Here is a 20,309-nt window from a genome sequence, read left to right as displayed (position 1 = left end):
GGACTACCGCACCCCAGCTGAAACACTCCAAGACATCATCGGTGTTGCACTGACCCCCTGAAGCCACCAGCCGATGCCGGGATCGAGGGGGCGATTTTCAGGGTTGGACGGATGACTCCTGCCCACGCACCGGGAGGGCCTGCTCACGGCCGCGTGGGATGGAGCGCAGGCCAAGCACCTAACGGCCGCGCAGCGCCTCGCGTCGGGCGAAGGGCAGCATGCCGAGGAAGCCCAGCACCAGTGCCAGCAGGACCCCGATCGAGGTGCCGGCCCAGCGACCCTCGGGGCCGCCCAGACCCAGCGGACCCAGCAGGTAGCCCTGCCAGTCGAGCCAGCCGGCGGCGGTATTGGTGACCAGCCCGAAGCCCAGCCAGCAGCACAGCACCATCAGCACCACGGCGGGCCAGCGCACCGAGCCGTAGCCCGACGGGGAGGCGTCGAAGAGCTTGTGCTCGTCGTAGCCGGCGGCCCAGCGCACCATGGCCAGGTCGGCCAGGAAGATGCCGGCCCAGGCCGCCTCGGGCACGCCCAGGGTGATCAGGAAGCCCTCGAAGGCGCCCAGGAAGTCGGTGGCGAACCAGACCACCCAGATGCTGGCGATGCTCATCAGCAGCCCGTCGAGCGCGGCCGCCTGCCAGCGGCGGATCGGCAGGCCGATGGCCACCAAGGCCAGGCCCGAGGAGTACAGGTCCAGGGTGGCGCCGGAGACCAGGCCGCAGAGCGCGAAGAACCAGAAGGGCACCAGGAACCAGGTGGGCACCAGGGTGGCCAGGCCACCGATCGGGTCCTCCACCACGGCGGCTGCCAGCGACGGGTCGGTGCCGCACAGCAGCAGGCCGTAGCCGATCAGCAGCACCACCGGCACCGAGCCGCCCAGCGTGGTCCAGGTCACGATCCCGGCACGCGAGGAGCTGCGCGGCAGGTAGCGCGAGTAGTCGCCGCCGGCCGTGGTCCAGCCGGCCCCGAAGCCGCAGAAGACCATCACGCAGGCGCCCAGCACGGCCAGCGCGTCGCCGGCCGGGTGCTCACCCAGCGCCGACCAGCGCACATGGCGCACGGTCAGCGCGATGTAGACCAGGCTCATCGCCAGCGTGATCCAGCTGAAGTACTTCTGCGCGCGCATCACGGCGTCGAAGCCCAGGATGCCGAGCGCCATCACGACGGCCACCACCGCCACGAAGACCACCACCCGGGTGGGACCGGCGGGGATGCCCAGCCGGCCGGCGATGGTGCCCGAGGCGAGTACCGCCACCGAGACGTTGACCGTCTCCCAGCCCAGCATCAGCAGGTAGCCGACGATTCCGGGCAGCACATTGCCGTGCACCCCGAAGACGGCGCGGGAGAGCACCATGGTGGGCGCGGAGCCGCGCATCCCCACCAGTGAGACCAGGCCCACCAGGGCGAAGGAGGCGACGACGCCGAACAGGGTGACCGCCAGCGCCTGGCCGAAGGACAGGCCGAAGTCGAACAGGTAGGCGCCCCAGGCCACCTGCAGCAGCAGGATGTTGCCGGCGCACCACGGCCAGAAGAGGTCGCGAGGCCGGCCCCGACGGTCGGACTCCGCGATCACGTCGACGCCCTGGGTCTCGACGAGGGGATGGCTGGCAAGGGTGGATGTACTCACGAGGGGCCATTCTTGCGCCTGCGGGGGCCGTCTCGAGCAGGGCACGCGCGACTGGACACGACGACGGGGCCGCGACCTTGCTGGTCGCGGCCCCGTCGGGCGTCTCGTGGGCCGGTGCGTCGGCCGGGCCTCAGGCGATCTGGCGGGAGTCGGCGTCCTCGCTGGCCCAGGCGGCGCGCACGGTGTCGAACTCGTCCCAGGCGCGGATCTGCTCGGTGGACGCCAGCGCGCGCTCGACGTCGGCGCTGCTGCGGCCGGCGAAGGCGATTACCAAGGCGGCTGCGATCCACAGGGTGGCGATGGCGGCGATGGCGATGATCATGCGGGGGACTCCAGTACTTCGGGGGATCGCTGGCCGGGGGACCTGCGACAGGAGTAACTCTGCCATCCGTCATAGAGCAGGTGTTGAAATTTCTAAAACGCTTCAGCTTCCCCACAGTTTGTGGGTCGCGCGTTCCAAATAAAGCGGTTGAGCGACCCCACCGGCTTGTCCCCACAGCTCCACCGGGCACCATGGAGCGCATGTGCCGCCACCCGGCGGCGCCCGGAGCCGAGCAGACACCCTGCCCCGAGCCGGCAGACCCGACCGGTGCACCCCTGGTCCGCGCGGACCCGGGCGCCCGCAGCAAGCACGAGGAGGTTCGATGACCAGCCACCTGGCACTCGATCTCGCCCTGCTGCTCGTACTGCTGGTTCACGCCCTGCGTGGCTGGCGCACCGGCGGGTTGGTGGGCATCGCCTCGCTGGCCGGCCTCGTCTCGGGTGCCTGGCTGGGCCTGTGGGCCACCCCGCACCTGATCGACCGTTTCCTGCCGCAGCTGCAGCAGGGCCCCGGCCACGCCTCCCTGCTGCTGGTGGGCGTCGTGCTGTGCGCCACGCTGGGCGAGTCCCTGGGAGCCAGCCTGGGGATGCGGCTGCGCCGCCACACCCGCACCGCCACCGCCGACGGACTGGACCGGGTGGTGGGCTGCCTCACCTCCCTGCTGGTGACCAGCCTGGTCATCACCCTGCTGGCCGGAGCGGTGCGCCCGGTGCTGCCCGCCTCCTGGGCCTCGGTGCTGAACCGCTCGCGGGTGCTGCCCGCGCTGGACGCGGCGGTGCCCGACCCGATGAGCCGCTGGGCCTCGGGCTTCACCGACCAGCTGGGCCAGGGCTTCCCCCGCGTCTTCAGCGGCCTGTCCCCCGAGCCGGTGATCCCCGTCCCGGCCCCCGACGCCGGCGCCGCCCGCGGCTCCGCGGTGGCCCGTTCCGCTGCCGGCGTGGTGAAGATCGAGGCCGACGCCAGCGCCTGCGACGAGAACCACGCCGGCTCCGGCTGGGTGGTGGCCCGCGAACGCGTGGTGACCAATGCCCACGTCGTGGCCGGTGCGCGCCAGGTGAACGTCAAGGTGGGCGGGCTGGGACGCGGCCGCGCCGCCACCGTCGTCGCCTTCGATCCCAACCTGGACCTCGCCATCCTGCACGTCCCGGGCCTGCGCGCCGCACCGCTGCAGCGCTCCGGCCCGCTGGCGCCACGCGCCGATGCCGTGGTGGCCGGCTTCCCGCTGGGCGGCGACTACACCGTGCGACCGGCCCGGGTCCGAGGCGTCGTCGACGCCGCCGGCGACGACATCTATGGCGGCAAGGGCGTGGAGCGCGAGGTCTACTCGCTGGCCGGCACCGTGCAGCCCGGCAACTCGGGCGGACCGCTGCTGGCCACCGACGGCACCGTCGCCGGCACCGTCTTCGCCCGCTCCCTGGTGGACACCTCCACCGGTTATGCCCTCACCGACGCCGCCACCGACGCCCTGCTGGACCGCGCCCCGCAGCTTGGCACGGCGGTCTCCACCCAGGGCTGCGCCAAGCAGTAGCCAGGGCGGCGGCGCCTGCCGCCTCAGTCACGGAAGGCGTGGCCCTGTTCGGCGTCGAGGTGCGTGTCGCCCTTGTTGGTGAGGAAGAACAGGTAGACCACCAGCGAGACCGCGATGCAGGCCGTCACATAGGCGATGAAGGCCGGCACCTGATGGTTGGCCTTGGCCCACTGGTAGACCAGCGGCGCGGTGCCGCCGAAGATCGAGTTGGCCAGCCCGTAGCCCAGGCCCACGCCCAGTGCGCGGATGTGCGCCGGGAAGAGCTCGGCCTTCACCAGCGCATTGATCGAGGTGTAGCCGGTGAGGATCACGTAGCCGATGCAGACCAGCAGCAGCGCGGTCCACGGGTTCTTCGCGGTGGGCAGGAAGTGCAGCAGCACATAGGTCCACACCACGCCGCCGGCGCCGAAGAAGACCAGCAGCGGCTTGCGTCCCACCTTGTCACTGACCAGACCGCCGATCGGCTGCAGCAGCATCAGGAAGACCAGGCCCGCCAGGTTCAGCCAGGTGGCGGTCATCGGGTTGGCCTTGAAGTTGGCCTTGACGATGGCCGGGGCGTTGACGCTGTAGGTGTAGAAGGCGACGGTTCCGCCCAGCGTGACCATGAAGCAGAGCAGCAGCGGACGCCAGTGGTGCGTGAGCAGCTCCTTCAGCGAGCCGGAGCTGTTGTCGCGGCCCTCGCGGATGTCGGCCAGGTGGGCGCTGGACAGCGACTCGTCCATGCTGCGCCGCAGCCAGAAGACCACGATGGCGGCCACGCCGCCGATGAAGAAGGGGATGCGCCAGCCCCAGGCGTGCAGCTGGTCCTGGCTGAGCACCGCGGTGAGCACCAGCAGGGTGAGCTGGGCCAGCACGTGACCGCCCACCAGCGTCACGTACTGGAAGCTGGACAGGAAACCTCGGCGGTCACGAGTGGCGGCCTCGGACATGTAGGTGGCCGAGGTGCCGTACTCGCCGCCGGTGGCGAAGCCCTGCACCAGCCGGCACAGAATCAGCCCGGCCGCGGCCCAGACACCGATCATGTCGCGCGTGGGGAGGATGGAGACCACGAAGCTGGCCGCCGCCATCACGCTCACCGAGAGCGTCAGCGAGGCCCGTCGCCCGTGCCGGTCGGCGAAGCGACCGAACCACCAGGAACCCAGGGGGCGCATCAGGAAGGTGATGGCGAAGACGGCATAGGCGTAGATCGTGGAGTTCTTGTCGGCCGGGTCGAAGAACTGCGCCTCGAAGTAGGTGACGAAGACGGTGTAGGCGTAGACGTCGAACCACTCGACGAGGTTGCCGAGCGAGCCGCGCACGGTGTTGAGCACGGCGCGGCGGGTGTCGGTGGTTCGATTCACGAGGGCCGCCGACGGGGGCGCTGGGGTGGTCACGGGGGAACTTCCTTCCGGTGGAGTCGCGGGCCGGGCGGAGCCCGAGCTGGACGCTCCCAGAGTGGACCACGCGGCCCTGCTTTGGTGGACCGACCACACTCTGCGCACCGGATGCACCGACCTGCCGCTGGGCGGTCTCGGCAAGCCCGACCGGACATGAGAGGATCACGGGGTGCAGCAGCCAGCGCGCTCCGGGGGGAGCAGGAGGATGTCCGAGCCCGGACCCATGGTCTCGGGCCGCTACCGCAACCGCCCGCTGGGACAGGTGCGCCGGCTGGTGCGTCGCACCCTGCTGGCCGGCCTGGTGAAGGCCGGCGCCCGGGTCAAGGTGCACGGCAAGCAGAATGTCGACGGCCTCGAGGCGCCCTTCATCGTGGTGGCGAACCACTCCTCGCACCTGGACACCGCGCTGATCTATGCCGCCCTGCCGGACCACCTCACGCAGAACCTCTCGGTGGGTGCCGCCACCGACCACTTCTTCATGAAGTGGCGCACCATGGTGCCGCCGGTGCTCTTCTTCAACGCCTACCCGATCGACCGGCCCGGGCGTCCCCGCAACCGCAACAACCGCGGGATGAGCCAGGCCCTGCTCAAGGCGGGCGTCCCGCTGCTGATCTACCCGGAGGGCACCCGTTCGCGCACCGGCGCGATGGCCACCTTCATCCCGGGCGCGGCCCGGCTCTGCGTGACCCGCAAGATCCCCTGCGTCCCGGTGGCGCTGGTGGGATGCGCCGACGCCTTCCCCGCCGAGAACAAGCTGCCCCGCTGGCCCCGGCGCCAGGTGCACGTGGCCGTGGGCCGGCCGCTGATGCCGCGCCCCGGCGAGGGCACCGCTGCCTTCACCCGTCGCATGGAGCGTGCCGTGGTGGACCTGCACGACGCGACGGCCGACCGCTTCTCGATGCGCTCGCTGGCGGTGCTGGCGGCCCGACGCACCCGTCGCCACTGAGCCGAGCCCGCCCCGGGGACGCCCCGTCGACCTCCCTCCCGCACGGCCAGGCGGTCCTAGGCTGGCGCCATGACCGCCCGCACGCAGGAGCCCGTGGTCCTGCACCGCTACTCGATCAAGCCGCGTCACCTGGAGCAGGGACTCGAGCTGTGGCGCCGCGAGGTGGAGATCGCCGCACGACACGGCTTCACCACCCTGCGCGGCTTCGTGGAGACCGACGCCGAGCCGAAGCTGACCTGGCTCTACTCCCCGCCTTCCGGCGGCGACCTGGCCCAACAGCTGGCAGAGCTGGCGGACGACCCGGAGCAGCAGGCGCTGGCCGAGGCCAGGCAGCAGCACGTCTTCCGGAATCTCACGATCCGACCGGTGGAGCCGGAGCTGCTCACCCGCGCCACGCCGGAGTCGGTGGCCGGGCAGGTGGTGGCGGAGAAGATCGCCATCATGCGTCGCTATGACATCACCGGTGACTTCGACGACTTCCTGGCCATCTGGCGCGAGATCGTCCCGGTGCGCGAACGGTACGGCTTCGGCTGCCTGTTCGCGGTCAGTGACCGGGAGCAGGGCCGCTTCACCTGGGCCTTCGACTTCGACGGCGACTTCGCCGACTTCCCGGCCGCCCAGCGCGACTACTACCACGACCCGCAGCGGGTGCGATTGCGCGAGGTCTTCCACTTCATGGCCGACTACTCGATCCACCCGGCCCGCCAGCTGCTGCTCTGAGACCTCAGCCACCCAGGGCGAACTCGAAGTGCACGGCCAGGTACTCGGCATCGGCCGGGCTGACCAGGGTCTCGTCCATCACCTCGACGGCCCCGCTGGTGCGCCAGAAGCCCACCGAGTTCGCATTGCGGGCATTGGTGTGCAGCGCCAGCACCCGGTAGCCGCCCGCCTGGCGGGCCGCCTGCAGCGCCGCGCGCACCAACTGGGCGGCGATCCCCTGGCGTCGCACCCGGGGGTCCACCACCAGGCGCATCAGCTGCCCGACGTGCTCGGTGTCGGCATAGCGGTGCTGGATCTGGCGCGGGCAGCGCGGCGGCTCGGGGGTGACCGCGATGCAGCCCACCACCGTCCCGTCCTGCTCGGCCACCAGCAGCCGGGCCCGGGGCGGGTCGAGGTAGCGACCCTGCAGGTCGTCGACGTCGGCATGCCAGTCGGGCCGGTAGCCGTAGCCGTGGTCGTCGCGCAGGGAGCGCACCACCAGCTCACGCACCATGGCCAGGTCCTCGGGCCGGGCGGGGCGGATGGTGGCCCCGAAGACGAAATCGGTCATGCTTCACGCTCCAGGCTCGACAGCGAGACGGCCAGCACGGCCGCCAGGGCCAGCGCCAGGGTCGGCGCCAGCACGGTCCAGGGGGCACGCTCCACGTAGCCGGAGCCCCGGGTGCGGTGCACGCGACGCAGGTCGCGCGCCTCCAGGACGCTCACGCGACGCCCTCGAGTGCGGTGATCCGCTCGCCAGCCAGGGCGCGGGTCTCCTCGCGGGCGGCCTGCACCAGGCGTCGGGTCCAGGCGTGGTGCGGGTGGTGCAGCAGGTGGGCCATGGCGGCCTGCTCCACGATGCGCCCCTCGGCCATCACGACGGCGCGGGTGCAGAGCTGGGCGGCGACGGCCACGTCGTGGGTGATGAAGAGCAGGGCGGGGGCGTCGGCCTGGCCGGTGTGCGCCCCCAGGGCGGTGACCACCTCGCGCTGGCTGAGCGAGTCGAGCGCGGTGGTGGGCTCGTCGGCCACCAGCAGGCGGGGACGGGTGGCCAGCGCCAGCGCGATGCAGGCCCGTTGCCGCTGGCCGCCGGACAGGCCGCCGCTGTGCGAGGCCGAGATCCGTTCCGGGTCGGCGAAGCCGAGGCCGGCCAGCAGCTCCAGGCTGCGGGCGTGGGCGGCACGACGCCCGGTGCCGCTGCGGCGTGCGGCGTCGTCGAGCTGGGAGCCGATGGTGACCAGCGGGTTGAGCGCGGCGCGGGCGTCCTGGAAGACGGCGGCCAGGCCGCGGCGACGCTGGGGGCGCTCTCGCCAGCCGATCGGGCGACCGTCGAGCAGCAGACTGCCCTGCACCTCGAGCGAGGGCGCCAGGGTGCCGAGCAGCGCGGAGGCGGTGAGTGACTTGCCGGAGCCGGAGGCACCGAGCAGGGCCACCCGCTCCCCCGGGGCCACCTGCAGGTCGATGCCGTGCAGCAGCGCGCGGCGCGCGAGGCGACGGCGGGCGGGCACGGCGACCTGGAGGTCGTCGATCTGGAGCAGCGGTTCCATGGGGCCTTTCCGGGTGGTGGAGCCCGGTGAGCCTATATGAACATGATTCTCATATGCAACGCAGGGAGCGCCGTCCAGCCATCGCAGGGATCCCCCTGGGGGGCGGGTGGGTGACTACCATCGGCACAGACCCCGCGAAGGAGCCCGATGAACCGCATCCCCGACCACACCGTCGACCCCGACGAGGCGCTGGACCGCAGCGGCGACGCCTTCGCCTCCTTCCAGATCCCGGCCTCGGACCGGGCCGAGCGGGTGGCTCGCGGCCAGGCGCTGCGCGATCAGGTGCCGCACCAGAGCCTCGGTGACATGGCACTCACCCCGGACCGGCCCGACGTGGTGGAGCTGATCCGCAGCACCCACGAGGGGCGGCTGGACTGGCTCTTCGGGCTGCGCGTCGGGCGGATGGCGGCCTCCCCCTTCGGCCTGCTGCGCGGCAGCGCGCAGATGATGGCCCACGACGTGGCGCACCTGCCCTCGACCGGCGTGCTCACCACCGCCTGCGGCGACGCCCACATCGGCAACATCGGCTTCTACCGCTCCCCCGAGGGCAACCAGGTGATCGACCTGAACGACTTCGACGAGGCGCACGCCGGGGCCTGGGAATGGGACCTGCGCCGGCTCACCGCCTCGATCTGGGTGCTGGGCCGGGTGAACGGGGCCAGCGAGCAGGACTGCGAGAAGGCAGTGGTGAACTGCGTGCAGTCCTACCGCGAGGAGGTCAGCTTCCTGTCCAAGCAGCCGCTGCTCTGGCGTGCCTTCAACCACCTCGACCTGGACCAGCTGCACGAGACCAGCACCGAGCAGAGCCTGCGCGAGGAGATCACCCGCGCGGCCAAGGCGGCCCGCAAGCGCACCGACGACCGGATGCTGCCGAAGCTGGCCGGCGGCGCCACCAGCGCCTCCAAGATCGTCGACGACCCGCCGGTGGTCACCCATCCCGACGCCGAGACCCACCGCCAGATCGCCGAGGCGCTGGACGCCTACCTGCCCACCCTCACGCCGCAGTGGCGCCGGATCGTGGGCGGCTACCACCTGGTGGACATCTGCCACAAGGTGGTGGGCGTCGGCTCGGTGGGGATGCGCTCCTGGGTGGCCCTGCTGGTGGGCTCGCGCGAGGACGACGTGCTCTTCCTGCAGCTCAAGCAGGCGCAGCGCTCGGTGATCGCGCCCTATGTGCACGGCGACCGGGTCTGGCACAGCCACCAGGGCCAGCGGGTGGTGGAGTACCAGCAGCAGCTGCAGACCGTCTCCGATCCCCTGCTGGGTTGGACGACCGTCGGCGAGCACCAGTACTACGTGCGCCAGTACCGCAACATGAAGGGCGGTGTGCCGCTGGAGTCGATGACCCCGGAGGCACTGGTGGACTATGCCGGCATCACCGGCCACCTGCTGGCCAAGGGCCACGCCCGCACCTCGGGTGCCTCCATCATCTCCGGCTACCTGGGCAAGAAGGTGCCGGTGACCGAGGCCTTCGCCCGCTGGGCCAGGGCCTATGCCGACCAGACCGAGCGCGACCACGAGGTGCTGGTGCGCGCGGTCCGCGCCGGCAAGCTCCCCTTCGAGGCACCCCAGGAGTGACATGACTGCCACCAGCCGTCCCACCCGGGTCTGCGTCGCCCAGGTGGGCCCCGACCTGGGCCGGGTCGACGAGAACTGCGCCCTGGTGGCCGCCACCCTCTCCGAGGCCGTGGCGGCGGGGGCCGACGTCGTCGTGCTGCCGGAACTGGCCACCTGTGGCTATGTCTTCACCAGCGCGGAGCAGGCCCGCCAGGCCGCCATCAGCGTCGACGATCCGCGCCTCGAGGCCTGGTCACGGGCGCTGGCGCAGCGCCCGGGCAGCGTCGCGGTGGTGGGCTTCGCGGAGCTGCACGGCGATCGCGTCTTCAACTCGGCCCTGGTGCTGGACGGCACAGGCGTGCTCGGCACCTACCGCAAGGTGCACCTGTGGGACCGGGAGCGGCTCTGGTTCAGCCCGGGCGAGGAGCCGCCGCTGCTGGTGGACACCGCGCACGGCCGGCTGGGCGTGATGATCTGCTACGACATGGAATTCCCCGAGTGGACCCGGCTCGCCGCCCTCGGCGGCGCGGACCTGCTCACCCTGCCCACCAACTGGCCCCACTTCCCCCGCCCCGAGGGCGAGCGGGTGGCGGAGGTGGGCATCGCGCAGGCCACCGCACGGATGAACCACATGGCCATCGCCTTCGCGGACCGCTCCCGCGACGAGTCGGGCGTGGCCTGGTCGATGGCCTCCGGCATCGTCGACGCCGACGGCTGGCTGCGCGCCAGCGTCGGTGAGGGCGCCGGACTGGCGACGGCCGAGCTGGACCTGGCCGCCTCCCGGGACAAGAGCCAGGGCACCGTCACCGACCTGTTCGGTGACCGTCGACCCGACCTCTACGGCGGCCTGGTCCGCTGAGCCGTCCGGCCCGACGAGCCGTGGGGTCCGCCCTCAGGAGACCTGCCAGTCCGTGCGTCCGGACTGCTCGAAGTGCGCCCGGATGGCGGCCTCGGCCATCTGGGCGAAGCGCAGCGTGGCGGTGGAGAGGTAGACATCGCTGCGGGTGACGACCGCCAGCGTGTCGTGCAAGGGCGGGTCCAGCGGGGTGAGGTGGATGGACCCGGGGAAGCCGGGCCGCTCGGCCAGGGTGCGGGCGAAGAGCGAGGCGCCCACCCCGGTGGCCACCAGCTGGGCGGCGGTGTCGGCCAGCTCCACCTCCACCAGCGGTTCGATCACGTGGCCGCGTCGCAGCGCCCGCTCGGTGAGCTGGCGACGGGTGGGGTCGTCGGGGCCGGCGTCGGCGTCGAAGAGCACCAGCGGCATGGACACCAGCTCCTCGATGCCCACCGGACCCTGCTCCGGCCCGCGGCTGGCCGAGCCGAGCAGCACCTCGTCGCGCGCGATGGGTGTCACGGTCAGCCCCTCGGAGTCCACCGGCAGCACCACGATGCCGGCCTCCAGGCTGCCCTGCCGGACCGCCTGGGCCACCAGGTGGCTGTTGACGCCCACCATCCGGATGCGGACCTGCGGGTGGCGGGCGTGGAAGCGCTGCGCCAGGTCCGACAGGCCGTAGCTGGAGGCATAGCGCAGCATGCCGAAGCTGACCACGCCGCCCTCCAGCGCGTTCAGGGAACGCACCGCCTCCGAGCCGGCCTCCAGGGCCCCCAGGCAGACCCTCACGTGCGGCAGCAGGGCGTCGGCGGCGGGCGTGGGCAGCAGGCCGCGGGGCTGGCGCACGAAGAGCACCACGTTGAGGTTCTCCTCCAGCCGTTGCACCGCCTCGGAGATGGACGCCTGGCTGATCCCGAGCCGTCGCGCACCGGCGGACAGGCTGCCCTCCTCGTGGGCGGCGACGAAGGCCTGCAGCTGGCTGACGGTGGGGCTGAACACAGGCAAAGCCTATGCAGAGGTCAGGCAAAGGGGGGCTGTTCCGTTGCCATGTCGGCTGCGTAGATTCTGCCCATGCACATGGATGCCAAGCGAACCCCCTACGTCCGAGGCCGGTACGAGGAGCTGAAGGCTCCCGCCGTCGGCGGCGTTCCCGCCCAGCGGCTGCCGCAGGTGGTCGAGACCGTCTCCCAGATGCTCTCGACGATCGAGAAGGGCGGTCTCGACGCGGCCATGGAGTACTCGCGCACGCTGGACAAGTGGGCCGGTGAGAGCATCGAGATGACCCCCGAGCAGATGGCTCGCGTGGGCGACGAGCTGCCGGCCGAGCTGCGGACCTCGCTGGAGGCCGGCTCCGAGCGGACCCGACGCTTCGCCGACGCCCAGCGCGCCGCCATGGAGGACTTCGAGATCGAGGTGCTGCCCGGTGTCGTGGCCGGCTACCGCTACCGTCCGGTGCCCCGGGTGGGTGCCTACCTTCCGGCGGGCAACTTCCCCATCCTGTCCAGCGCCTTCATGACCGTCGGCGTGGCCAAGGCCGCCGGCGTCGGATCGGTCACCGCCTGCACCCCGCCGATGTCGCCCACCGGTGGCAATGCCGCGGTGCTCTACTCCACCTACCTCGCCGGAGCCGACCGGGTCTTCGTGCTGGGCGGGGTACAGGCGATCGCGGCCATGGCCTTCGGCCTGCTGGGCGAGCAGCCGGTGGACATGATCGTCGGCGCCGGCAATGCCTATGTCACCGAGGCCAAGCGCCAGCTCTTCGGCGAGGTGGGCATCGACCTGCTGGCCGGTCCCTCCGAGGTGGCGGTGATCGCCGACGAGACCGCCGACGCCGAGACCGTCGCCGCCGACCTGCTGGGCCAGGCCGAGCACGGGCCGCAGTCCCCGGCCTGCCTGGTCACCACCTCGCGCGAGCTGGGCACCGCCGTCGTCGCCGAGATCGAGCGCCAGCTGGCCGGGCTGTCCACCGAGTACATCGCCGGTCCGGCCTGGCGCGACTACGGGGCCGTCTACTGGGCCGAGGACCGCGAGACCGCGGTGGAGCTGATGGACATCCTGGCCCCGGAGCACCTCGAGGTGATCACCAGCGACGACGACTGGTACCTGGACAACCTGTCCAACTACGGCTCGGTCTTCCTCGGCAAGTGGTCCACCGTCGCATACTCGGACAAGGGCATCACCGGTACCAACCACGTGCTGCCCACCGGGGGCGTCGCGCGGTCCAATGCCGGTCTGTCGGTGAGTCGTTTCCTGCGGCCGCTGACCTACCAGCGGGTGGAGCGCTCCGCCACCCCCGAACTCGCTCCCCACGTGGAGCGGATCGCCAACTTCGAGGGCATGGCCGCCCACGAGTTCACCGCAGCGCTGCGGACCCGCTGGTTCGCCGCCGACGAGCAGTAGCGCACCGCGGTGGCGGCACCGTTGCCGTCACCGCCCGCCCCACGGGGCAGCCGGTACCGGGCTCCCGCCCGGTGCCTCGATCATCTGCCGGGCACCGCTGCCCGGCACCGATCCGAAGTGAGGACCCATGACCCAGCCCATCCTGCGTCGCACCGCCATCGTGGCGCTCGCCGTCGGCACGGCCCTGACGGCCACGGCCTGCGGCGGCTCCAAGGACAGCCCCGAGAGCGGGGCCTCCAGCTCCGTGAACTGGGACCAGCGCGGCCCCATCACCTATGTCCAGGGCAAGGACAACAACAACCTGGTCCAGCCCCAGGTCAACGAGTGGAACAAGGCCCACCCCGACGAGAAGGTCACCTTCATCCAGCTCTCCGCCTCGGCCGACGAGCAGCGCCAGAAGCTGATCGACAATGCCACCACCAAGGGCTCCTCCAACTACGACGTGATCAGCCTGGACATCGTCTGGACCGCCGAGTTCGCCGCCAAGCAGTACGTGCACGAGCTGCCCAAGGACCAGTTCCCCACCGACGGCTACCTGGCCTCCGCGGTGGACGGCGCCAGCTACTTCGACAAGCTCTACGCCTTCCCCTACGCCTCCGACGGCGCCATGCTCTACTACCGCAAGGACCTGCTCACCCAGGCCGGGGTCACCGAGGCGCCGAAGACCTGGGACGAGATGAAGGCGGCCTGCGCCAAGGTCAAGGCGCTGCCGGGGCAGGGCAGCATCAACTGCTACGGCGGCCAGTTCCAGAAGTACGAGGGCCTGACCTGCAACATCGCCGAGATCGTCAACTCCGCCGGCGGTGAATTCCTCGACGACAAGGGCAAGCCGCAGGTGAACTCGGAGGCCGCGCTCAAGGGTGTGCAGTGGCTCAAGGACTCCTTCGCCGACGGCACCATCCCGAAGGCCGCCAGCACCTGGATGGAGGAGCCCAGCCGCCAGGCCTTCCAGGACGGCAAGCTGGTCTTCCTGCGCCAGTGGCCCTATGCCTACTCGCTGATGCAGGCCAAGGACGGCTCGTCGAAGGTGGCCGGCAAGTTCGACGTGGCCCCGCTGCCCGGCCTGACCGGCCCCGGCGTGTCCACCCTGGGAGGCCACAACCTGGCCATCGCGAAGACCGCCAAGAATCCCGGCACCGCCCGCGACTTCATCAAGTGGTACACCTCCAAGGAGCAGCAGAAGGTGGAGGTGCAGAAGGCCTCCATCGCCCCCACCCTGGAGGAGCTCTACGACGACGCGGACCTGGTCAAGCAGTTCCCCTACCTGCCGGTGCTGCACGACTCGATCAGCACCGCCAAGGGCCGCCCGAAGGCCGTTCCCTACAATGACGTGACCCAGGCCATCCAGGACTCCACCTACCAGGTGGTCCAGGGCGCCCAGACGCCGAAGGTCGCCTTCGACGGGCTGCAGACCAAGCTCGACCAGCTGATCCAGTCCTGACCGCACGGGTGGGGCGGAGCCGACCTCCGCCCCACCCTGCCCCCTGTGCAAGGAGCACCCATGTCCCGCGACGCATCCTCCGACCGTCCCGACGGCCAGCAGGTCCCCACCGATCAGGCGAGCCCCGAGCAGGGGCCTCCCGGGCAGGCCGGCGGGCAGCCCGTCCGGCGCTTCCTGAGCGGCCAGTTCCTCTCCGACGAGCCCAGCGGGCGCCGGATGCCCACCGACTTCTCGATCTCGGTGCGGCCCGGGCACGGCGCCCTGGCAGACCGCGAGCCCTCCCCCGAGCGCCGCCAGTCGATGCGCGGTTTCGAGGACGGCTTCAGCGACATCGTGGACTACATCGTGCGGATCACCCACCGCATCTGGGAGGACCAGGACGCGGGCTACATCTACGACACCTACGCCCCCGGCTGCGTGGTCTACGACGACTCCGGCGCGCACTTCGGCGTCGAGCGGGTGGTGCAGGGCACCATCGGCTCCATCCACGCCTTCCCCGACATCCGCTCCTATGCCGACGACGTGATCTGGGCCGGCGACGACGAGCAGGGCTTCGCCACCTCGCACCGCTACATCAACACCGGCCACCACCAGGGCGCCTGGCAGTACGGCCCGGCCACCGGGCGCACGCTGAACATGTGGGGCATCGCCAACTGCGTCGTGATCGACAACGAGATCGTCGAGGAGTGGGTGCTCTACAACATGGCCTCGAAGCTGCGCCAGCTGGGCATCGACGTGGTGGAGGCCGCCCGCGCCCACGGCAATGCGCTGGCCGAGGGCGTCGCCCCGGCCCGCCACGTGCCGGAGGTCTGGCGCCTGGACGGCGGCCGCAAGCCGCTGCCCTTCCAGCCGGATCCAAGCCGGCCGTGGATCGACCAGTTCGTGCGCGGCCTGTGGCACGACGTCTTCAACCGCCGCGACCTGTCGGCCATCCGTCGCGCCTACTCACCCACCGTGCACTGGAACGGAACCTCGGACCGGGTGGGCCACGGCGCCGGCGACGTGCTGGCCTTCTCCCGGGCCCTGCTGGCCACCTTCCCGGACCTCGGCGTCCTGGTGGAGGAGGTCTACTGGATGGGCAACGACGAGGACGGCTACCGGGTCAGCCTGCGCTGGAGCGGCGCCGGGACACACCGGGGCCATGCCCTCTACGGCGAGCCCAGCGGGCGTCGGGTGCACCTGTGGGGGATCAGCCAGCTCTATGTCAGCGGCGGGCGGATCACCACCGAGTGGTCGCTGTTCAACGAGTTCGACGTGCTCGCCCAGATCATGGCCGACCAGCCGCTGGAGCTGGACCTGCGAGGCCGTCGGTGACCCGACGGTGATCGCCGGGCTCGCCCCCGCCACGGTGGTGGTGCTGGTGCTCGCCGCCCTGGTGGTGGGCTTCTCCAAGACCGCCGTGGCCGGCCTGGGTCCGGTGGCGACGGTGCTGTTCACGCTGGTGATGAGCGCCCACGACGCCACCGGCGCCGTGCTGGTGCTGCTGATCGCCTGCGACCTGGTGGCCGTCGTCGCCTACCGCCGCTCCTGCGACTGGCGGCTGATCCGGGTGCTGATGCCCAGCCTGGTGGTGGGCATCATGCTCGGCGCCTGGTGCCTCACCCTGCTGGACGACGTGGCACTGCGCCGCACCATCGGAGCCCTGCTGCTGGCCATGGGGCTGATGCAGCTGGCGCAGGAGGTGCAGTCGCAGCGAGGGCGTGGCGCCACCGACGAGCAGCCGGCCGATGTCGGCCAGGAATCGCAGGCCCCGGGTCGTGCCGTCGGCCTGCTGGCGGGCAGCGCGGCCGGCTTCACCACGATGACCGCCAATGCGGCCGGGCCGGTGATGGCCATCTACCTGCTGCACCTGCGGGTGCCCAAGCTGCTCTTCGTGGGCACCTCGGCCTGGTTCTACTGCCTCGCGAACCTGGTCAAGCTCCCCTTCGCCATCGGGATCGGCCTGGTGCATCCCGGTTCCCTCTGGCTCAACCTGGCCCTGGTGGTGCCGGCCCTGGTGGGCTGCGCCCTGGGACTCAAGGTGCTGCCCCACATCCCGCAGCGCGTCTTCGACCGCCTCGCCCTCGCCCTGGCCATCGGCAGCAGCCTGTTGCTGCTGCTGCGCTGAACCCATCCAAGGAGAACCATGAATCCCCAGACCGACCACGGCCGCAGCCCTGACTGGTGGAAGTCCGCCGTCGTCTACCAGATCTACCCGCGCTCCTTCTGCGACTCCGACGGCGACGGCATCGGTGACATCCGCGGCATCCTGTCCAAGCTGGACCACCTGGCCGCCCTCGGCGTCGACGCCGTCTGGTTGAGCCCGGTCTACCGCAGCCCGCAGGACGACAACGGCTACGACATCAGCGACTACACCGACATCGACCCGCTCTTCGGCTCGCTGGCCGACATCGACGAGCTGATCGAGGGGCTCCACAGCCGCGGCATGAAGCTGGTGATGGACCTGGTGGTGAACCACACCTCCGACGAGCACGCCTGGTTCCAGGAGAGCCGTGACCCTGGCTCGGACAAGGCCGACTGGTACTGGTGGTCCGACCCCCGCCCCGGCTGCACCGGCGGCGAGCCGGGCGCCGAGCCCACCCGCTGGGGCTCCTACTTCTCCGGATCGGCCTGGCAGTGGGACGAGCAGCGCGGGCAGTACTACCTGCACCTGTTCAGCCGCAAGCAGCCGGACCTGAACTGGGAGAACCCGGAGGTGCGCCAGGCCGTCCACGAGATGATGCGCTGGTGGGTGGACCGCGGCGTCGACGGCTTCCGGATGGACGTCATCAACCTGATCAGCAAGACCCTCCCGCTGGTGGACGGCACCGTCCCCGAGGGCCAGCTGTACGACTACGACGGCGCCCTGGTCAGCGACGGACCCCGGATGGACGAGTTCCTGCACGAGATGAACCAGGCGGTGCTCTGTGGCCAGGAGCTGCTCACCGTCGGCGAGTGCCCCGGGGTGAGCATCGAGGCCGCCAGCCGCTACACCGACCCCGCCCGTGAGGAGCTGGGGATGGTCTTCCAGTTCGAGCACGTGGGGCTGGACGTGCAGCCCGGCAGGAGCCGCTGGGACCTGCGCCCGCTGCACCTGCCGGAGCTGAAGCAGAACCTGGCGAAGTGGCAGGACGGCCTGGAGGGGCGGGGCTGGAACTCCCTGTACTGGAACAACCATGACCAGCCGCGCATCGTCTCGCGCTGGGGCGACGACAGCCCCGAGCACCGGGTGAACTCGGCCAAGACCCTGGGCACCGTGCTGCACCTGATGAAGGGCACCCCCTACGTCTACCAGGGCGAGGAGATCGGCATGACCAATGCCGGCTTCACCAGCATCGAGCAGTACCGCGACCTGGACACCCTGAACCACTGGGAGGAGGCGCGCCAGCTGGGCTCACCCGCCGAGCAGCTGCTGCACTCCTACAGCGTGAAGAGCCGCGACAACGCCCGCACCCCGATGCAGTGGGACGACTCGGAGCAGGCCGGCTTCACCACCGGGACCCCGTGGTTGCCGGTCACACCGAACAAGGACACCGTGAACGTCGCCGCCGCCGTGGCGGACCCGGACTCGGTCTTCCACCACTACCGCCGGCTGATCGCCCTGCGGCACGGCGACGAGCCGGTCAACCAGGTGGTGCGCGAGGGTGTCTTCGAGCTGCTGGAGCCCGAGCACGAGCAGCTCTTCGCCTACACCCGCACCCTGGAGGGGGTGGGCAGCCTGCTGGTTCTGGCGAACATGTCGAGCGAGCCGTGCGCGCTGCCCTCGTCGTCCGGCCTGCCTCGCGGCGGGGAGCCGGTGCTGACGACGCATGGTGAGGGCTCGGCGCAGGAACTGGCCCCCTGGGAGTCGCGGATCCTCTGGCTGGGCTGAGGCCAGGCGCAGCAGACGAGGATTGCGTGGAAACTTTGGGTCGACAGGTGTCCCAGAGTTTCCACGCAATCGATCCGTCTGGACGGGAACGGCCGGACGCGGCGGCTCAGAGGTCGTCGGGCGTCTCGTCCACGTCGATGTCGACCATCAGCTCCGAGGCGATCGCCTCGAGCTGCTCGCGCACGGTGGTGAGCTCGACGTCGCCGGGCACGCGCAGCTGGGCGACGGCCTCGAAGAGCTTGCCCTCGGCCATCGGGGCCGGGCGGGTGGAGGTGTGCAGCTCGTCGATGGTGATGCCCTGGCGCGCCAGGGTGGAGGTGACCTCGCGCACGATGCCGACGCGGTCATTGCCCACCAGGTTCAGCGTCACCGGGGTGCCCTCGCCGGCCACCTCGCCATCGGCGGGGGTGACCACCACGTCGAGGCCCTCGACGGTGCGAGCGGCAGCCCGGAAGGCATTGGCCCGCGAGTCCGGGACCTCCACCAGGGCCACGCCCGCGAACTTGCCCGCGAGTCGCGCCAGCTGGCTCTCCAGCCAGTTGCCGTCGTGGTCGGCCACCACGGAGCTCAGGGCCGAGACCAGGCCCTCACGATCATCGCCGATCAGGGTCAGTACCAGTTTCGCCATGGCCCGAGCCTAGTGGCGCACCGGCGGGCAGGACAGGGCACGTGGGCCGCCGGCGGCCCTAGATTGGCCCTGTGACTGACCGAGCTCCGTATCGCACCATCGCGCGGGTGCGCACCGACTTCCCGTCGAAGTTCGGGGTGCCGCGCCAGGCCGGGATGGTGCCGGAGCTGAGCGCGCGCGTGGTCTTCGAGCCGGACTTCCGCGATCCCGCCTGGATCCGGGGCATCGAGGGCTTCAGCCACCTGTGGCTGGTCTGGGAGTTCAGCCTGTCCACCGGCGCCACCAGCTCCACCGTGCGGCCGCCGCGGCTGCGGGGCGCCCGGATGGGGGTCTTCGCGACGCGGGCACCGCTGCGACCCAATCCGATCGGGCTCAGCTCGGTGCGGCTGGAGTCCGTGGAGACCGACGGCCCCGAGGGCCCGGTGCTGGTGGTCTCCGGCGCCGACCTGGTGGACCGCACACCCGTGCTGGACCTCAAGCCCTACATCCCGCTGGACTGCCATCCCGAGGCCACCAGCGGCTTCATCGGGCAGCACCCGGAACCGGAGATCCACGTCGAGGTGGACGAGCAGCTGCTGGCCGTCGTCCCGCCCGCCCACCGTCAGGCCCTGCTGGGCGTGCTGCGCGCCGACCCGCGCCCCACCCAGATGCACAACCCGGAGCGTGTCTACGGCCTGCCCTTCGCCGGGCTCGACGTGCGCTTCCGCTTCGACGGCAGCCTGCTGCAGGTGGTCTCCATCACTCCCCTGGAGGCCGACGCCGAGGCCGCCTGGCCCGGCTATCGCTGACCCCAGTGACCGCACCGAGGCCTGAACCGCCGCTGCCGCCGCCGCTGCCGCCGCCGCTGCCGCCGCCGCTGCCGCACGGATTGTGGGGATGATTTGGGTCGACTACGAGCCCAAATCATCCCCACAATCCGTGGCTGGTCCTGGGCGGGCCTGTGAGGGCGCTCGCCCAGCGCGAAATCGGCGGCTGCGCGCTGTTCCAGCGCTGGAGCGCGACGTAGCGTCGAGGCCATGAGCAACCAGAAGAAGATCATCGTGGTGTCGACCGACTTCGGCACCGAGCAGCCCGAGATCGTCGTGCCGGTGACCAAGCTGCGTGAGCTCGGCCACGAGGTGACCGTCGCGACGCCCAGCGGCAAGGACGTCCAGACCATGGTGGGCGACAAGGACAAGGGAGAGGTTTTCCCCACCGACGTGAAGCTCTCCGAGGCCACCGGCGACTTCGATGTGGTGCTACTGCCCGGCGGCACCCTGAACGCCGACGCCGCGCGGATCGACTCCGAGATCCAGGCGATCGTGAAGAAGCAGGCCGAGGCCGGCCGCACCATCGCCGCCATCTGCCATGCCCCGTGGGTTCTGGTGGAGACCGAGCTCGCCCAGGGCAAGACGCTGACCGGCTACGAGTCGATCCGCACCGACCTGGCCAATGCCGGCGCCACCGTCGTGGACCAGGAGGTGAAGGTCTGCACCGCCAACGGCTGGACCCTGATCACCTCTCGCACCCCCGACGACCTGGACGCCTTCGTGAAGGCCGTCGACGAGGCCTGATCCCAG

Annotated in this window: 20 protein-coding genes; 12 read left to right on the top strand and 8 right to left on the bottom strand. The window is 71.1% G+C overall.

Going from position 1 to position 20,309, the window contains the following annotated elements; all coding sequences use genetic code 11:
* Window positions 1–178 precede the first annotated feature (178 nt).
* Window positions 179–1,624 (bottom strand): purine-cytosine permease family protein, encoded by a 1,446-nt coding sequence (locus ABD073_RS09430; protein WP_343873981.1) that lies wholly within the window; start codon window positions 1,622–1,624, stop codon window positions 179–181.
* Window positions 1,625–1,754: 130 nt separating this feature from the next.
* On the bottom strand, window positions 1,755–1,946 hold the full coding sequence (locus ABD073_RS09425) for a hypothetical protein (protein ID WP_343873978.1): 192 nt from the start codon (window positions 1,944–1,946) through the stop codon (window positions 1,755–1,757).
* Window positions 1,947–2,268: 322 nt separating this feature from the next.
* Here ABD073_RS09425 and ABD073_RS09420 point away from each other — a divergent pair, with 322 nt between their 5' ends.
* Window positions 2,269–3,474 carry a MarP family serine protease gene (locus ABD073_RS09420; RefSeq protein ID WP_343873975.1) on the top strand — a complete coding sequence of 402 codons (1,206 nt, stop codon included), beginning with the start codon at window positions 2,269–2,271 and terminating at the stop codon, window positions 3,472–3,474.
* Between the two features lie 23 nt (window positions 3,475–3,497).
* Here ABD073_RS09420 and ABD073_RS09415 read toward each other — a convergent pair whose 3' ends face one another.
* Window positions 3,498–4,772, bottom strand: a complete 1,275-nt coding sequence (locus ABD073_RS09415) for an MFS transporter (RefSeq protein WP_343873983.1) — start codon at window positions 4,770–4,772, stop codon at window positions 3,498–3,500.
* Window positions 4,773–5,055: 283 nt separating this feature from the next.
* Between ABD073_RS09415 and ABD073_RS09410 the strand changes: the two genes are divergently transcribed.
* Together ABD073_RS09410 and ABD073_RS09405 are read left to right on the top strand one after the other, a co-directional pair.
* On the top strand, window positions 5,056–5,796 hold the full coding sequence (locus ABD073_RS09410; protein ID WP_343873973.1) for a lysophospholipid acyltransferase family protein: 741 nt from the start codon (window positions 5,056–5,058) through the stop codon (window positions 5,794–5,796).
* Window positions 5,797–5,865: 69 nt separating this feature from the next.
* Window positions 5,866–6,516, top strand: coding sequence for a hypothetical protein (locus ABD073_RS09405; protein WP_343873971.1), 651 nt, complete (start codon window positions 5,866–5,868; stop codon window positions 6,514–6,516).
* Window positions 6,517–6,520: 4 nt separating this feature from the next.
* Here ABD073_RS09405 and ABD073_RS09400 read toward each other — a convergent pair whose 3' ends face one another.
* The 3 genes from ABD073_RS09400 to ABD073_RS09390 are packed head-to-tail and all read right to left on the bottom strand — an operon-like array spanning window position 6,521 to window position 8,042.
* Window positions 6,521–7,066, bottom strand: coding sequence for a GNAT family N-acetyltransferase (locus ABD073_RS09400; RefSeq protein ID WP_343873970.1), 546 nt, complete (start codon window positions 7,064–7,066; stop codon window positions 6,521–6,523).
* Entirely contained in the window at window positions 7,063–7,221 is a 159-nt protein-coding gene (locus ABD073_RS09395) for a hypothetical protein (RefSeq protein ID WP_343873969.1), read from the bottom strand. The genes ABD073_RS09400 and ABD073_RS09395 overlap by 4 nt, the downstream gene beginning before the upstream one ends.
* Window positions 7,218–8,042 (bottom strand): ATP-binding cassette domain-containing protein, encoded by an 825-nt coding sequence (locus ABD073_RS09390; protein ID WP_343873966.1) that lies wholly within the window; start codon window positions 8,040–8,042, stop codon window positions 7,218–7,220. The genes ABD073_RS09395 and ABD073_RS09390 overlap by 4 nt, the downstream gene beginning before the upstream one ends.
* Before the next feature lie 147 nt (window positions 8,043–8,189).
* Between ABD073_RS09390 and ABD073_RS09385 the strand changes: the two genes are divergently transcribed.
* Window positions 8,190–9,620 (top strand): DUF2252 domain-containing protein, encoded by a 1,431-nt coding sequence (locus tag ABD073_RS09385; RefSeq protein ID WP_343873965.1) that lies wholly within the window; start codon window positions 8,190–8,192, stop codon window positions 9,618–9,620.
* A gap of 1 nt (window position 9,621) precedes the next feature.
* Window positions 9,622–10,458: a nitrilase-related carbon-nitrogen hydrolase gene (locus tag ABD073_RS09380; RefSeq protein WP_343873963.1), complete on the top strand. Its 837-nt coding sequence runs from the start codon at window positions 9,622–9,624 to the stop codon at window positions 10,456–10,458.
* 33 nt (window positions 10,459–10,491) lie between these two features.
* On the opposite strand, the gene ABD073_RS09375 is transcribed toward ABD073_RS09380, so the two are convergent.
* Entirely contained in the window at window positions 10,492–11,430 is a 939-nt protein-coding gene (locus ABD073_RS09375) for a LysR family transcriptional regulator (RefSeq protein ID WP_343873960.1), read from the bottom strand.
* Window positions 11,431–11,502: 72 nt separating this feature from the next.
* Here ABD073_RS09375 and hisD point away from each other — a divergent pair, with 72 nt between their 5' ends.
* The 5 genes from hisD to ABD073_RS09350 all read left to right on the top strand — a co-directional run bounded on the left by hisD (window position 11,503) and on the right by ABD073_RS09350 (window position 18,122).
* On the top strand, window positions 11,503–12,831 hold the full coding sequence (gene hisD, locus ABD073_RS09370) for a histidinol dehydrogenase (protein WP_343873958.1): 1,329 nt from the start codon (window positions 11,503–11,505) through the stop codon (window positions 12,829–12,831).
* A gap of 127 nt (window positions 12,832–12,958) precedes the next feature.
* Entirely contained in the window at window positions 12,959–14,272 is a 1,314-nt protein-coding gene (locus ABD073_RS09365) for an ABC transporter substrate-binding protein (RefSeq protein ID WP_343873956.1), read from the top strand.
* A gap of 60 nt (window positions 14,273–14,332) precedes the next feature.
* Window positions 14,333–15,586: an ester cyclase gene (locus tag ABD073_RS09360; RefSeq protein WP_343873953.1), complete on the top strand. Its 1,254-nt coding sequence runs from the start codon at window positions 14,333–14,335 to the stop codon at window positions 15,584–15,586.
* Window positions 15,587–15,593: 7 nt separating this feature from the next.
* Complete coding sequence (locus tag ABD073_RS09355; protein WP_343873951.1) at window positions 15,594–16,379, top strand: sulfite exporter TauE/SafE family protein; 786 nt, start codon at window positions 15,594–15,596, stop codon at window positions 16,377–16,379.
* A gap of 18 nt (window positions 16,380–16,397) precedes the next feature.
* Entirely contained in the window at window positions 16,398–18,122 is a 1,725-nt protein-coding gene (locus tag ABD073_RS09350; RefSeq protein WP_343873949.1) for an alpha-glucosidase, read from the top strand.
* A gap of 106 nt (window positions 18,123–18,228) precedes the next feature.
* Here ABD073_RS09350 and ABD073_RS09345 read toward each other — a convergent pair whose 3' ends face one another.
* Complete coding sequence (locus tag ABD073_RS09345; RefSeq protein ID WP_343873948.1) at window positions 18,229–18,750, bottom strand: glycine cleavage system transcriptional repressor; 522 nt, start codon at window positions 18,748–18,750, stop codon at window positions 18,229–18,231.
* 71 nt (window positions 18,751–18,821) lie between these two features.
* On the opposite strand from ABD073_RS09345, the gene tsaA reads away from it, so the two are divergent.
* Both tsaA and ABD073_RS09335 read left to right on the top strand, forming a co-directional pair.
* Entirely contained in the window at window positions 18,822–19,538 is a 717-nt protein-coding gene (tsaA, locus tag ABD073_RS09340) for a tRNA (N6-threonylcarbamoyladenosine(37)-N6)-methyltransferase TrmO (RefSeq protein WP_343873946.1), read from the top strand.
* Window positions 19,539–19,766: 228 nt separating this feature from the next.
* On the top strand, window positions 19,767–20,303 hold the full coding sequence (locus ABD073_RS09335; protein WP_343873945.1) for a DJ-1/PfpI family protein: 537 nt from the start codon (window positions 19,767–19,769) through the stop codon (window positions 20,301–20,303).
* Window positions 20,304–20,309: the final 6 nt, after the last annotated feature.

Source organism: Luteococcus peritonei, from assembly GCF_039526385.1.
In the GTDB taxonomy this organism is placed as follows: Bacteria; Actinomycetota; Actinomycetes; order Propionibacteriales; family Propionibacteriaceae; genus Luteococcus; species Luteococcus peritonei.
The sequence above is the reverse complement of the archived record's forward strand: the minus strand, read 5'-3'. Positions and strand labels throughout refer to the sequence as shown.